The sequence below is a fragment of the Prescottella soli genome (genome assembly GCF_040024445.1).
GTDB classification, from domain to species: domain Bacteria; phylum Actinomycetota; class Actinomycetes; order Mycobacteriales; family Mycobacteriaceae; genus Prescottella; species Prescottella soli.
Genome location: NZ_CP157276.1, coordinates 799156 through 812805, shown reverse-complemented (window position 1 = coordinate 812805; position 13650 = coordinate 799156). Strand labels below are relative to the sequence as shown.

The window sequence follows — 13650 nt, the reverse complement described above, 5'->3', positions numbered from 1 at the left end:
TGCACACGAGAGTGCGGCATCATTGACGTGTGAGCACTTTGACGAAGGAACGCCCCGACACCACCACCGAAGAGACGACCGACGACGACACGCCCAAGTTCTTCCACTATGTGAAGAAGAACAAGATCGCGGAGAGCGCGGTGATGGGCACGCACGTCGTCGCACTGTGCGGCGAGGTCTTCCCGGTCACGAAGTCCGCGAAGCCGGGCTCGCCGGTGTGCCCGGAGTGCAAGAAGGTCTACGACGGGTTGCGCAAGGGCGACTGAATCGGCCGGGTCTCGTCCCCGTCGGTGGACGCGTTGCGCTCGCACGCGTCCACTTTGTCGTCTCCGTCGCCGTCCGCGGACTGTGACCGATCAGACGTGAATCGGATAGGTCCGGTCGCCAGCCGGCGCGTCAAGCTCGTCATCGGCCCCGCGTCCTCGGACGCGTCGACCGCCGCCTGCGCGGCGATCCAGTCGCGGACCTGCTCGATTCTGGTGGCCCGGGCCGGCCAGAACTCCTGGATGGTCGCGTTGAACTCGGCGCCGAGCACGATCGCGAAGCCGAGAAAGAACGTGAACAGCAGGAACGCGATCGGCGTCGCCAGTGCGCCGTAGGTGTATCCGGTCCCGGTCACCCAGCTCAGGTACCACCGCAGAACCGTGCTGGCCGCCATGAAGAACACGCCGGCGACAAGTGCCCCGCCGAGGAGGCGGTGCCAGGGCAGGGATTTGGGCAGCGCCGCCTTGTAGAGCGTGGTCAGGCCGATGATGAGAAGCAGGCCGACAGCGGGGTAGTAGAAGGCGTCGACCATCTCGGTCCCGACCGCGTGCCAGGACTCCGGCAGTACCCGTCCGATCATCGTCGGCCCCAGCGCGACCAGGGGGAGCGTGAACACGGCGAGGACGAGGAATGTGACGTAGAGCAGCAGCGCGAACACGCGCTGCCACACCGGGTGCCGGGCATCCTTCTGGCCGTGCGCCTCGACGATCGAGTCGACGAACGTCGAGATCGCCGATGATCCCGCCCACAGTGACAGCAGGAATCCGGCCGAGACGATCTCCGGGCGACCCCGCCCGAGGACGTCGGTGACGGTCGGCTGGATGATCTGGTCGACAACGTTCTCGCTGAATGCGGTGTGGCTGAACGTGATGATCTTCGACTGGATGATCTCGACGGTGTTGGGGCCGAACCATCCTCCGACGTAGCCGAGACTGCCGAGCAGCGCGAGCAGCAGCGGGGGCAGCGAGAGCGTCTGCCAGAACGCTGCGGTGGCCGACTTCCCGAAGATCGAGTCGTCCCACGCCTTGACCGCGGTGCGTCCGACCACCTGCGCGCACCGGCGCAGGGGACGACGTTTGGTGACGGTCGGCGTCTTGTTCATGGTTCTTCCAGGATTCCTGACGACGCGCCGTCATGCGCGGTGGGGCATCGACGTGTCGCGACCGATTCTGCCACTGGAGGCGATTCCCACTCGGCCGGGCGTCGGCCCAGGACGCCCCGGCGTGTCTGCGGCTGATGCGGAAGCGGTCGGTCCCGGGCGCTAGGCTCCTCGGGGGTCGTCGCCGGACATCGGACCGGACGCGAGCGGCCGGTAACCCCGTCAGCGAAGCAAGGAGTGGGACCAACTGTGCGAACCCTGTGGCGAGGTGCGATGTGAGCGCTGAACCCGGAAGTGTCGAACGTGCACCTGCTCCCACCGGCTCCCTCCGAGCGTGGCAGCGCCGTGCGCTGACCAAGTACCTGGCAACCAAGCCGCGGGACTTCCTCGCAGTCGCGACGCCGGGCGCAGGCAAGACCACGTTCGCACTGCGGGTCGCGTCCGAGCTGCTGCGGGACCGCACGGTGGACCAGGTCACCGTCGTGGCGCCCACCGAGCACCTCAAGCACCAGTGGTCCGAGTCGGCGGCGCGCATCGGCATCGCGCTGGACTCGAACTTCTCGAACTCCACAGGCCAGACGTCGTCGGACTACCACGGTGTCGTCGTCACCTACGCCCAGGTCGCGTCGCATCCGTTCAAGCATCGGGCGCGCACCGAGGCACGCCGCACGCTCGTCATCCTCGACGAGATCCACCACGGCGGCGACGCGAAGAGCTGGGGTGACGCGATCCGGGAGGCCTACGGCGACGCCACCCGGCGTCTCGCGCTCACCGGAACGCCGTTCCGCAGCGACGACAGCCCGATCCCGTTCGTCACCTATGAGCCCGACAACGAGGGCCACCAGCGGTCGAAGGCCGACCACACGTACGGCTACTCCGACGCCCTTGCCGACAGCGTCGTCCGCCCGGTCGTGTTCCTGGCCTACTCGGGTGAGGCGCGGTGGCGCAACAGCGCGGGCGAGGAGTTCGCCGCGCGACTCGGTGAGCCGCTCAGCGCCGAGCAGACGGCGCGGGCGTGGCGGACCGCCCTGGACCCCGCGGGCGATTGGATCCCGTCGGTGCTCACGGCCGCGAACACGCGCCTCGGTCAGTTGCGGTCCGGTGGCATTCCCGACGCGGGCGGGCTGGTGATCGCCACCGACCAGACCGTCGCCCGCGCCTACGCCAAGCAGCTCGAGACGATCACCGGCGAGGCGCCGGCCCTGATCCTGTCCGATGACCCCACCGCGTCGAAGCGCATCGCGGAGTTCTCCAACAGCACCCAGGCCTGGATGGTCGCGGTGCGCATGGTGTCCGAGGGCGTCGACGTGCCGCGGCTCGCCGTCGGTGTCTACGCCACCAGTGCGTCGACGCCGCTGTTCTTCGCGCAGGCCATCGGTCGTTTCGTGCGTCTGCGGACGAAGGGCGAGACGGCGAGCGTCTTCCTGCCGTCGGTCCCGGTTCTCCTCGACCTCGCGGCCCAGCTCGAGGCGCAGCGCGACCACATCCTCGGCAAGCCGCACCGCGAGAAGGACGGTCTCGACGACGACCTGCTCGCCGACGCGAACAAGCAGAAGGACGAACCGGGCGAGGAGGAGAAGGCGTTCGTCTCGCTGGGCGCCGACGCCGAACTCGACCAGGTGATCTACGACGGCTCGTCCTTCGGTACCGCGACCTTCTCCGGGTCCGACGAGGAGGCCGACTACCTCGGTCTGCCCGGTCTGCTCGACGCCGATCAGATGCGGGCACTGCTGCGGCAACGGCAGCAGAAGCAGCTCGACAAGCCCGACAAGAACGCCGCCGAGCCGGAGCCGGTGCCCGCCCCGCAGATGGTGACCGAGCGTGTCGCCGCCGCCGGCCAGCTGGCGAACCTGCGCCGGGAGCTCAACTCCCTGGTCGCGATGCACCACCACCGGACCGGTAAGCCGCACGGCGTCATCCACGGCGAGCTGCGCCGGGAGTGCGGTGGCCCGCCCACCGCGATCGCCACCGTCGAGCAGCTCACCGACCGCATCGCCATGCTGCGCCAGCGGTAGGTGGGCCCGGAATGGCTCTGGAAACGCCGAAGCGGGCGACCACCGTGGTGGTCGCCCGCTTCGGGAACTGGGGACGGACGGGCGTCCGCCCGGAGGGCTGACGAGTCAGATTGTCGCCGCGGATGCTACGGACGCTTCCGTGTCGCTCACGATGGTCGCGTTCATCTCACGAAGACGATCGGCATGCTCGTTGGCGTGATGCTGGCAGAAGAGAAGCTCTCCTCCGCTCGCGAGCACGGCGCGCACGCGGGCTCCTGCGCTGCACCGGTCGCACCGGTCGGCAGCGGTCAACGGGGGGCTGGTCAGTGTTCCGGGCATGACTCCTCCGAACTGGCTACGGGTACGCACCCGCCGCCTGGGGTCTTCCGCCGCGTCGGGGGTGACGCGGTAGGTCCACTCTGTCAGACGTTCGACTTGACCGGGTTGTTCCCGATAGGCCGTCGGTGTGTTCTCTCTAACAGAGACCGTCCTGAACTCGGACAATGCGATTCGGGACGTTTCGGTGTTCGCTGACAGCTGAGCGTCGGCCTAGTGTGTCGGGGCGACGACCGGCCGAAAAGGAGCACCGATGACCGACCTCGAGCAGGTGCTGGTGCACATGTGCACCCGCGAGGAGTGGGCGAACGCACAGCGCGTGGGGCAGCGGATTCCGGACGGGTTCGCTGCCGAGGGATTCGTACACCTGTCGACACCCCGGCAGGTCCATCTGCCCGCCAACCGGCTGTTCGAGGGCCGTCGCGACCTGGTGCTCCTGCATCTGGATCCGGGCCGGCTGGGCGCCGAGGTCCGGTGGGAGCCCGGGGTCCCGTCCGACCCCGCGTCGATGCGGTTCCCGCATCTGTACGGTCCGCTGCCGGTCGCGGCGGTCGTCGAAGTGGCCGACTACCTGCCCGACGCTGCCGGGGTGTTTCCGCCCGTCGTGTGACACGGCGACCCGGGAACGGGTGTTCGTGGTTCGGCGTCGGAGCGTGGCGCTACCGTTGAGCCATGAACGTGGAAGTGACGCCGCTGCCCGGTATCGGAGTCCGCAAGGACTTCGCGCTGGCGACGGGTCGACGCATCGGTGTGGTCACCCACCGCGACGGCCGCACCGATCTCATCGTCTCCAAGGTCGACGACCCCGACGCCTGCATGGCGTCGATCCCGCTCGAATCGGACGAGGCATCGGTGCTGGCGAACCTGCTCGGAGCCCCGCAGCTCGTCGCGCAGCTGCGGGAGGAGCACCGGGACATGCCCGGCATCAGCACCCGCCAGCTCCCGATCACCGAGAATTCGCCGTGGGACGGCCGGACGCTCGGCGAGACCGCGATGCGCACCCGCACCGGTGTTTCCGTCGTTGCTGTGATGCGGGCCGGTCAGGTGGCGCCGTCACCGAATCCCGACTTCACCTTCACCGAAGGCGACCTTCTGGTCGCGGTCGGCACCCAGGAGGGCCTCGACCACGCCGCCAAGATCCTCGCGCACGGCTGAACGCGGCTCGATCCACACGCGATGACTGGTACTGCACTGGCACTCGTCGAACTCGGCGCTGTCTTCTTCACGCTCGGCGTTCTCGGTCGGCTGGCCGGACGCATCGGCATGTCGCCGATCCCGCTGTATCTGATCGGCGGTCTGTGCTTCGGCCAGGGCGGGTTCATCTCGCTCGGCGACATCGGAGAGTTCAGCCATCTCGCGAGCGAGATCGGCGTCGTCCTGCTGCTGTTGCTGTTGGGCCTGGAGTACACGGCGTCGGAACTCGTGACCGGCCTGAAGAGGTCCTGGTTCGCGGGTGTCGTCGACATCGTTCTGAACGCGGCGCCGGGCGCGATCCTGGCGTTCATGCTCGGATGGGGTCCCGTCGGGGCGCTCACGCTCGGCGGCGTCACCTACATCTCGTCGTCCGGCATCGTCGCGAAGGTGCTCGGCGATCTCGGTCGTCTCGGTAACCGCGAAACCCCGGTGATCCTGTCGATCCTCGTCTTCGAGGATCTCGCGATGGCGGTGTACCTGCCGATCCTCACGGCCGTTCTCGCGGGGGTGAGCTTCCTGGGCGGGCTCCAGGCCGTGGCGATCTCGTTCTTGGTCATCACCGTGGTGCTCGTCGTCGCCCTGCGCTACGGAAACGTCGTCTCCGCGATCGTGGACAGCACCGACCGCGAGGTGTTCCTGCTCAAACTGCTCGGCGCCGCACTGCTGGTCGCCGGCTTCGCGTCGTCGCTGCAGGTGTCCGCGGCGGTCGGTGCGTTCCTGCTCGGTATCGCGATCTCCGGATCCACCGCCCGGAACGCCACGCGGCTGCTCGAGCCGCTGCGGGACCTGTTCGCCGCGATGTTCTTCGTCGTCTTCGGTCTCAACACCGATCCGACGACCATCCCTCCGGTGCTGCTGCCGGCGATCGGCCTGGCGGTCGTCACGGCTGCCACCAAGGTGCTCACGGGTTGGTGGGCCGCTGGGCGGCAGGGCGTCGGAGTGATGGGCCGCGCCCGCGCGGGTGCCGCGCTGGTCGCCCGCGGGGAGTTTTCGATCGTCATCGCCGGTCTGGCGGTCTCCGCCGGTGCGGTCGAGGGGGAGTTGGCCGCGTTGGCCACCGCGTACGTGCTCCTGATGGCCGTCCTGGGGCCGGTCGGCGCCCGGGTGGCCGAACCGCTCGTTCGGCTGTTCCAGCCGCGGAGACCAAAAGAGGAAGGGGCCCCGAAGGACCCCTTCCTCACGACCTGACCGGTATCAGCCGGTTAGTCGAGGTAGTCGCGCAGCACCTGCGAACGCGACGGGTGGCGCAGCTTGGACATCGTCTTCGATTCGATCTGGCGGATGCGCTCACGCGTGACGCCGTAGACCTGGCCGATTTCGTCTAAAGTCCGCGGCTGGCCGTCGGTCAGACCGAAGCGCAGGCGCACGACACCGGCCTCGCGCTCGGACAGCGTCTCGAGCACCGACTGCAGCTGATCCTGCAGCAGGGTGAAGCTGACGGCGTCGACGGCCACCACGGCCTCGGAGTCCTCGATGAAGTCGCCGAGCTGGCTGTCGCCCTCGTCGCCGATCGTCTGGTCGAGGGAGATGGGTTCACGCGCGTACTGCTGGATCTCCAGCACCTTCTCCGGCGTGATGTCCATTTCCTTCGCGAGCTCCTCCGGCGTGGGCTCGCGGCCCAGGTCCTGCAGCAGCTCACGCTGGATGCGGCCCAGCTTGTTGATGACCTCGACCATGTGGACCGGGATACGGATCGTGCGGGCCTGGTCGGCCATCGCACGCGTGATCGCCTGCCGGATCCACCACGTGGCGTACGTCGAGAACTTGTAGCCCTTGGTGTAGTCGAACTTCTCGACCGCACGGATCAGGCCCAGGTTGCCTTCCTGGATGAGGTCCAGGAACGCCATGCCGCGGCCGGTGTAGCGCTTGGCCAGCGAGACGACCAGGCGCAGGTTCGCCTCGAGGAGGTGGTTCTTGGCGCGGTTGCCGTCGCGAGTGATCCAGTTCAGGTTTCGGCGATCGGCGGGGGAGGGCTTCTCGCCCTTCTCGGCCATCTCCGTCATCTTGAAGGTCGCGAACAGACCGGCCTCGATGCGCTTGGCGAGCTCGACCTCCTCCTCGGCGTTGAGGAGCGCGACCTTGCCGATCTGCTTGAGGTACGCGCGCACCGAGTCGGCGGACGCGGTGAGCTCGGCGTCCTTGCGGGCCTGACGGAGGGCCTCGGACTCCTCCTCGTCCCAGACGAAATCGCCCGACGCCTTGTCCTTTTCGGACGGCTCGGCGGTCTCTTCCTCGTCCTCCTCGACCTCCTCGACGACGACTTCCTCGTCGACCAGTTCGCCGTCGGCGACGTCGATATCGGCCATGTCGATGTCGTCGTCCTCGGCGATGTCGTCGCCGGCCTTGCTGGTGGCCTTTTTGGTGGCCTTCTTGGCGGCCGTCTTCTTGACGGCGGCCTTCTTTGCGGGTGCCTTCTTGGCGGCGGCCTTCTTCGCGGGTGCCTTCTTCGCGGCGGCCTTCTTTGCAGGGGCCTTCTTGGCGGCGGGCGCGCTACCGGTAGTCGCCTCGGCAGTGGGTGCAGGAGTCGCTGACTCCGGTGTGGAATCGGCGGTCTGACGCGTATCGGTGGCTGCCACGTACGCCCTTTCGTGACGGTGTCGTGCGGCGTCACGCCAGAGTGGAATTCCGGCGGAGAGGTCTGTCGGGTTTTCGCCGACTCACAGTCGGCCGCCATCCATTGTAACGACAGCTTCGAAATTGTTACGGAGCGATGCCCGTTTCCTGCCGGTTCGCCGCGCACATCGCGGCGCCGACGATGCCGGCGGTGTTCAGCAACGCTGCCGGAACGACCGGTGTTCGGTTCTCCAAGCGGGGAATCCACTTCTCGTGCTTGCGGCTGATGCCGCCGCCGGCGATGAACAGGTCGGGCCACAGCAGATCCTCGAACCGGCACAGGACCCGCGTCACCTCGGCGGCCCATTCCTTGTACGACAGCCCCTGTGTGTCCTTCACCGACGACGCCGCCCGGTGCTCGGCCTCGCGCCCGTCGACCTCCATGTGCCCGAACTCGGTGTTCGGCAGCAGAACGCCGTTGTGGATGACCGCGGAACCGATCCCCGTCCCGAACGTGAGCAGCACCACAACCCCGTCGGCGTCCTTGCCCGCCCCGTAGCGGTCCTCGGCGAGCCCCGCGGCGTCGGCGTCGTTGAGGACCGTGACTTCACGCCCACCGAGGGCGCGCGAGAACACCGCCCGGGCGTCGGTGCCGATCCACGACTTGTCGATGTTCGCCGCCGTGCGGGCGATTCCCGACGTGACCACGCTCGGCAGCGTGATGCCGACCGGTCCCTCCCATCGGGCGCGGGCGACGATTTCCGCCGCGGTCGCGGCGACGGCTTCGGGAGTCGCCGGATGCGGCGTCTCGATCTTGATTCGATCCTCGATCAGCTCACCGGTACCGAGGTCGACGATCGCGCCCTTGATGCCGCTGCCGCCGACGTCCACACCGAACCCGCGCGCACCCACAATCGGCTCCTTCCGTGAGATGACCGTCTGCGCCGAAACAGTAGTTGGTTTCGGGTCGTTCGGCTTTGCGATACCGGTGGTGTGGGGTCGTCTCGGTGTGGTGCGATACAGGCATGCGCGCCACTGACATCCCCGCCACCGACCATGCCACCTCCACCGACCCGCGTGTGCTCCGCGATATCGCGGTCACCGTCGCGGAAGCGGCCGCCGCCCTCGTCCGGGCCCGGCGCCCGGAGGTGTTCGGTGTGATGGGCGCCGAGCTGCACGCCACCGACGGTGGATCCGTGCAGGCCAAGAGCACTCCGACGGACCCGGTGACTGTCGTGGACACCGAGGCCGAGCACCTCATTCGGGCCCGGCTGGCCGAACTCCGCCCGCACGACGCCATCCTGGGCGAGGAGGGCGGCGGGGACGTCGGCGTCGAGGGAACCCGCTGGGTCGTCGATCCGATCGACGGCACGGTCAACTTCCTGTACGGCATCCCCGCCTACTCGGTCTCCGTCGCCGCCCAGATCGACGGCGTGTCGGTCGCGGGGGCGGTCGTCGACGTCGCCGGCGGCGTCACCTACTCCGCAGTAGCGGGAGGCGGGGCGACGTTCACCGACGTCGCGGGCGGCAGCGGTGTGCTGTCGTGTAATCCGGTGACCGACGCGTCGTTCACGCTGCTCGCGACCGGTTTCGGTTACAGCGCGCAGCGCCGCAGCGCGCAGGGGCGGATCATCAGTGAGTTGCTGCCGCACGTGCGCGACATCCGTCGCGTCGGTTCGGCGGCACTGGACCTGTGCATGGTGGCGTCGGGACGGGTGGACGCACATTTCGAGCACGGACTCAACCCGTGGGACTGGGCGGCGGGTGCCCTCATCGCGACCGAAGCCGGCGCTCGCGTACACCTGCCCGCACCCGACACGGGCAGCGCAGCGGGCGAGGTCGTGATCGCGATAGCGCCCGGCATCGCGGACGAACTGGAGTCCGTCTTCCGGTCCGCGGGCGTGTTCGACCCCGTTCCCTGAGCCGGACGTGCGGGCCCGGGCTCAGCAGCGAGCGGTCCGGGCCGCGCTCAGCAGGCCCGGATCGAGCGGAGCGGGAGTGGTCCCGGGCATCGGGTCCTTGAGGGTGTTGAGTACTTCCTCGGCGTCCGCGTTGGGCTTGACGTCCTTCGCGAAGTAGGTGCCCAGCGCGAGGTCGACTGTGTCGTCGGTGCGGCCGTCCTGAATGAGTTCGGCGCACGGCGCCACCAGCCAGAGCGCACTCGCGGCCGGCAACCCGTTCGGTCCGAATCGAAGCTGGCCGTGGCACTGGAGGTTCTGGTCCACGTACACCGGATCGTTCCCGACCTGGACGTCGGGTGCACTCGCGAACCCGTAGTCGCGCAGTTCGTTGGCGACGTCGGCTGCCTGGCCACGTTCGCCGTTCGCGTTGTAGACGCGGACCTGAGTCGCGGACAGCGGCGCGGGCTCGACGTCGAGGAGTGTGTTGCGACTCACCTTCTCGCCTAGCGGCTGCGGCGTCGGTGCGTCGGGGGACTTCGGCTTCACCGGAGGATTGCAGTCGACCGTGGTCGCGTAGACCTCGGGTTCGGTGAGGATGCGGGTCCACACCACGACCCCGAGCACTGCCAGGGCGGAGATGAGTGCGATCACCGGGACCGAGCGGCGGCGGCGGAACGGGCGGCCTTGGTCGTCGGTCGAGCTGCCATCGGTGATCAGTGAAACCACGGTGTGTCGACCTCTCCGTTGCCGAGCATGCGGCGGTGATCCGCAGGAAAAGAGTTGGTGTGGTTCCGGCCACGTCTGTCTCGCCGCCGCCGTCCCGCAGCCAACTGTAGATCCCCGGCCGGTCACCGTCCCGCACATGCCCCGTCCAGGAATGTCTCGGGTTGCTGTGCGGTTGGTGACAATTGACGGACAGTTTCCGGCAGTGTCCGGTTCGGTTGCCACTTTTCCTGGCGCGTCGGCTATTGTCTGGCGGCCCCAGTCGTGAGAACACACGATTTATACAGGGTCCGGATGGAGTCGAGAGTGAGGTGTAGGTCATGTTTTCCGGAGGGTGTTTCGGGCACTTCCGGGCGCACTGAGGCGTTGTTACAGCCACAGGAATGGATCTACATCACTGTCGGTTTCCCATGGATCGCCGCAACCGATCGGTTTCGGCGGCCCGGGCACCGGGGATACACGCAAGAGGACGAGGGGAAGAGGAAATGGCAACCGACTACGACGCACCCAGGCGATCGGAGACCGACGAGGTCTCCGAGGATTCGCTCGAAGAACTGAAGGCACGACGCAACGAGGCGCAGTCGGCGGTCGTCGACGTGGACGAGTCCGACACCGCGGAGTCGTTCGAACTCCCCGGCGCGGACCTTTCCGGCGAGGAACTGTCGGTGCGGGTGGTGCCCAAGCAGGCGGACGAGTTCACCTGCTCGAGCTGCTTCCTGGTTCACCACCGCAGCCGCCTCGCGAGCGAGGAGAACGGCGTCATGATCTGCATGGACTGCGCCGCCTGACCCTGTCGGGCAGGACGGACTAGCCCTTCGGGGCGGTCCCTCGGCCGATGGCGGCCAGCAGTTCGGCTGGCCGCCTCGTGCTGACCAACCAGTAGGGCGTGGGGTCCTCGGGATCGTCGAGGACGATCAGGACGGTGTCCTTGATCCACGACCGATTCTGAACGAATGCCGCCGGATCGAGCTGACGGCCCAGCGCCGCGCTCTTCGCGGACGGCGGAATGGCCGCTGTGCGCGAGATGACGGACAGCGGCAGGTGGGCCCGGCCGACCCCCAGCTCGCCGTCGGGGCCGTCGAAGACCGCGATTCGGTGCCGGGAGACCCACAGCAGGGCCCACACCGGGAACGGGAACAGCAGGACATACGGAAGCCAGGCGCGCACACCCGGGGATCCCATGTGGATCTCCGCGGCCAGCAGGCCTGCGATGAGCAATCCGGCGGGCCACCACCACAACGGAACCCACAGGCGCTCCGAATAGATCGGCACTCGGGTGCCGTCGGGCGTGGTAGCGGCGGGCTGAGACGATTCGGACACGTATTCCAGAGTAGTCTCGGTGCACGTGAGCGATCTTCCTGCCATCGCGCTGAAGCGACTGGACCCCGGTATCCCGCTGCCGCGACGGGCCCACGACGGTGACGCCGGCGTCGACCTGTGCACCACCACCGATGTCACGATCGAGCCCGGACGTCGGGTCCTGGTCGGTACCGGCATCGCGATCGCGCTGCCGATCGGCACGGTCGGCCTCATTCATCCGCGTTCCGGACTCGCCGCCAAGACCGGCCTGTCCGTCGTGAACACTCCCGGCACGGTCGACGCCGGCTACCGCGGCGAGATCAAGGTCTGCCTGATCAACCACGACCTCGAGACCCCCATCGAACTGCGTCGCGGCGACCGCATCGCGCAGCTGGTGGTGCAGCGGGTCGAACTGGTCGACTTCGTGGAGGTCGATTCCCTCGACGAAACCGTCCGTGGCGCAGGTGGTTACGGATCCAGTGGGGGACATGCGAGCCTCGTGACGCACAATGCCGATCAGGATTTCGACGGTACGGAAGGCCGCCCGCACGAGTTGACGAGGCTGCCGAGGGAAGGGGCCTGATCACATGTTCGGACGTCGCAAGAAGAATGACGCAGCTGCCGCGGACGATGCGGCGCACGTCGACACGGGAGCCGACGTCGAAGAGGACTTCGACGAGGACTCCGAGCTCGACGTTCCCGTCGGGGCGGTCGACGGCGGCCCGTTCGATGCGGGCGATCTCCCCGAGGGCGAGGAACCGGCGGCGACGCGGCTCGATCTCGGTTCGGTCCTGCTGCCGATGCCCGACGGCGCCCAGCTCCAGGTCGAGATGTCGCCGGACGGTTCTCCGCAGGCGGTCCACCTGGTGACCCAGTTCGGCCGGGTGACCGTGTCGGCGTATGCCGCACCCAAGTCGCCGGGCCAGTGGCGCGAGGTGGCGTCGGAGCTGGCCGAGTCGCTGCGCGGCGACAACGCGGAGGTCAGCATCGAGAGCGGGCCGTGGGGCCGTGAGGTGATCGGAGTCACCCCGAACGCGGACCTCCGATTCATCGGAGTGGACGGTCCGCGCTGGATGATCCGCTGTGTCGTCGCGGGGCCGTCCGGCAACGTCGCGGCCGGTTCGCCGCTGGTCGAGATCGCCCGCGGCGTCCTGCGCGACACGGTCGTCCAGCGCGGCACCGATCCGCATCCGGTGCGGACCCCGCTCCCGGTCGTGCTGCCGCAGGTCCTCGTCGAGCAGCTCGTGGCAGTTCAGCAGCAGCAGCTCGCGGCCCAGCAGCAGGCGGTCCAGGAGCAGCTCGCGGCCCAGCAGCAAGCTCAGCAGGAGCCGGCGGCACAACCGCAGCCCGAGCAGCAGCCCCCGCAGCATCTGGGGAACGGGTCCGAGCCGCCGCGTCGCGGCGAGTCGGGCTCGGCGATGCAGCAGCTCGGACTGTAGGGCCCGGCGACCTCGTCAGGCGATCCGGTCGAGTGCGTCGAGGCACGCTCGGCCGAGGGCGCCGGGGTCGTCCCCGACCTCGCTCAACGTCAGTTCGGTCAACTCCGCGTGCGGTAGCGTCGCCGCCCACTCCTTGGCGACCGTGAAGGGGTGGACGGCGTCGTCGACCGCGGCAGCGATGCCCACCGGGGCCTGGATGCGCGCGAGCGTCGCCGCGTCCGGTGCGTGGTAGCCGGCGGCCTCCTCGAGCGCCGACGGCAGATACGGCCATTGGTTGCGCCACGACCGCGTCAGCTCGTCGGCGAGCCACGGCGGGCTCGACGCGGTCATCTCCGCCGTCACCGCGTCCAACCCGTGGGCACGCAGCTGCGTCGCGGTGAAGGTGGCGCTCGCGGCCGCGGGCGCGTGCCTCGGCGAGCCGGTCCACGCGGGCAGCGCCGCGAGCACCGCGTCCACTCGGTCGGGGTGCGTGGCCGCCCACTCGAGCGCGACGGCCGCGCCGATCGACACGCCGCCGACGAGGATCCGGCCGTGGGTGTCCGCGGCTCGGTCCATCGCCTCCCGGTAGCTGTCGACCACCCGCCTGGGGTCCGGCTCGACGGCGATCGTCTGCACCCCCACCTGCGTCAATGCCGAACGGAAGGCGCGGTCGACGAAGTCCGCATCGGACCCGGTGCCAGGCAGGACGACAGCCACTGCGGGCCACGTACGTTGTTGCATGAGTCGATCTTGCACTGCCGCGTTCCGGGCCGTCCCACACGGCTGTGGTTGTCAGGTCACTTTGGGGTTACAGTGGCCATCGAGGGCCCGACTACGGGCCCTCGTACAAGCCTTATCGTGCGGCGCAA

At 68.5% G+C, this 13650-nt stretch carries 16 protein-coding genes; 9 read left to right on the top strand and 7 right to left on the bottom strand.

Annotated elements, in window-relative coordinates; translation table 11 throughout:
- Nucleotides 1-29: 29 nt before the first annotated feature.
- A complete protein-coding gene (locus ABI214_RS03780; protein ID WP_348606280.1) occupies nt 30-266 on the top strand; it encodes a DUF3039 domain-containing protein in 237 nt (78 codons plus the stop codon).
- Here the strand turns inward: ABI214_RS03780 and ABI214_RS03775 are convergent.
- Nucleotides 239-1366: a YihY/virulence factor BrkB family protein gene (locus tag ABI214_RS03775; RefSeq protein WP_348606278.1), complete on the bottom strand. Its 1128-nt coding sequence runs from the start codon at nt 1364-1366 to the stop codon at nt 239-241. The genes ABI214_RS03780 and ABI214_RS03775 overlap by 28 nt on opposite strands.
- Before the next feature lie 272 nt (nt 1367-1638).
- Between ABI214_RS03775 and ABI214_RS03770 the strand changes: the two genes are divergently transcribed.
- The gene (locus tag ABI214_RS03770) at nt 1639-3378 is read left to right on the top strand and encodes a DEAD/DEAH box helicase (protein WP_348606276.1); all 1740 of its coding nucleotides are present in this window, start codon (nt 1639-1641) and stop codon (nt 3376-3378) included.
- Nucleotides 3379-3483: 105 nt separating this feature from the next.
- Here ABI214_RS03770 and ABI214_RS03765 read toward each other — a convergent pair whose 3' ends face one another.
- Nucleotides 3484-3696 (bottom strand): DUF7455 domain-containing protein, encoded by a 213-nt coding sequence (locus ABI214_RS03765; RefSeq protein WP_280763407.1) that lies wholly within the window; start codon nt 3694-3696, stop codon nt 3484-3486.
- Between the two features lie 250 nt (nt 3697-3946).
- Here ABI214_RS03765 and ABI214_RS03760 point away from each other — a divergent pair, with 250 nt between their 5' ends.
- From ABI214_RS03760 to ABI214_RS03750, 3 genes are all read left to right on the top strand, one after another.
- Nucleotides 3947-4303 (top strand): DUF952 domain-containing protein, encoded by a 357-nt coding sequence (locus tag ABI214_RS03760; protein ID WP_348606273.1) that lies wholly within the window; start codon nt 3947-3949, stop codon nt 4301-4303.
- 62 nt (nt 4304-4365) lie between these two features.
- The gene (locus ABI214_RS03755) at nt 4366-4848 is read left to right on the top strand and encodes a cation:proton antiporter regulatory subunit (protein WP_348606271.1); all 483 of its coding nucleotides are present in this window, start codon (nt 4366-4368) and stop codon (nt 4846-4848) included.
- A gap of 21 nt (nt 4849-4869) precedes the next feature.
- Nucleotides 4870-6075, top strand: coding sequence for a cation:proton antiporter (locus ABI214_RS03750; protein ID WP_348606269.1), 1206 nt, complete (start codon nt 4870-4872; stop codon nt 6073-6075).
- Nucleotides 6076-6089: 14 nt separating this feature from the next.
- Here ABI214_RS03750 and ABI214_RS03745 read toward each other — a convergent pair whose 3' ends face one another.
- Together ABI214_RS03745 and ppgK are read right to left on the bottom strand one after the other, a co-directional pair.
- Entirely contained in the window at nt 6090-7463 is a 1374-nt protein-coding gene (locus tag ABI214_RS03745; protein WP_348606267.1) for an RNA polymerase sigma factor, read from the bottom strand.
- 124 nt (nt 7464-7587) lie between these two features.
- Nucleotides 7588-8352 carry a polyphosphate--glucose phosphotransferase gene (ppgK, locus tag ABI214_RS03740; protein WP_348606265.1) on the bottom strand — a complete coding sequence of 255 codons (765 nt, stop codon included), beginning with the start codon at nt 8350-8352 and terminating at the stop codon, nt 7588-7590.
- 113 nt (nt 8353-8465) lie between these two features.
- Between ppgK and ABI214_RS03735 the strand changes: the two genes are divergently transcribed.
- Complete coding sequence (locus ABI214_RS03735; RefSeq protein ID WP_348606263.1) at nt 8466-9362, top strand: inositol monophosphatase family protein; 897 nt, start codon at nt 8466-8468, stop codon at nt 9360-9362.
- A 21-nt stretch (nt 9363-9383) separates the two neighbouring features.
- On the opposite strand, the gene cei is transcribed toward ABI214_RS03735, so the two are convergent.
- Nucleotides 9384-10067: an envelope integrity protein Cei gene (cei, locus tag ABI214_RS03730; RefSeq protein ID WP_348606261.1), complete on the bottom strand. Its 684-nt coding sequence runs from the start codon at nt 10065-10067 to the stop codon at nt 9384-9386.
- Nucleotides 10068-10549: 482 nt separating this feature from the next.
- Between cei and ABI214_RS03725 the strand changes: the two genes are divergently transcribed.
- Nucleotides 10550-10852: a DUF4193 domain-containing protein gene (locus tag ABI214_RS03725; RefSeq protein ID WP_031939713.1), complete on the top strand. Its 303-nt coding sequence runs from the start codon at nt 10550-10552 to the stop codon at nt 10850-10852.
- Nucleotides 10853-10871: 19 nt separating this feature from the next.
- Here ABI214_RS03725 and ABI214_RS03720 read toward each other — a convergent pair whose 3' ends face one another.
- Nucleotides 10872-11384 carry a DUF3093 domain-containing protein gene (locus ABI214_RS03720; protein WP_348606258.1) on the bottom strand — a complete coding sequence of 171 codons (513 nt, stop codon included), beginning with the start codon at nt 11382-11384 and terminating at the stop codon, nt 10872-10874.
- Nucleotides 11385-11403: 19 nt separating this feature from the next.
- On the opposite strand from ABI214_RS03720, the gene dut reads away from it, so the two are divergent.
- Together dut and ABI214_RS03710 are read left to right on the top strand one after the other, a co-directional pair.
- The gene (dut, locus tag ABI214_RS03715) at nt 11404-11946 is read left to right on the top strand and encodes a dUTP diphosphatase (protein WP_408586631.1); all 543 of its coding nucleotides are present in this window, start codon (nt 11404-11406) and stop codon (nt 11944-11946) included.
- 4 nt (nt 11947-11950) lie between these two features.
- Nucleotides 11951-12802, top strand: a complete 852-nt coding sequence (locus ABI214_RS03710; protein ID WP_348606254.1) for a DUF3710 domain-containing protein — start codon at nt 11951-11953, stop codon at nt 12800-12802.
- Between the two features lie 15 nt (nt 12803-12817).
- On the opposite strand, the gene ABI214_RS03705 is transcribed toward ABI214_RS03710, so the two are convergent.
- The gene (locus ABI214_RS03705; RefSeq protein WP_348606252.1) at nt 12818-13522 is read right to left on the bottom strand and encodes an alpha/beta fold hydrolase; all 705 of its coding nucleotides are present in this window, start codon (nt 13520-13522) and stop codon (nt 12818-12820) included.
- Nucleotides 13523-13650: the final 128 nt, after the last annotated feature.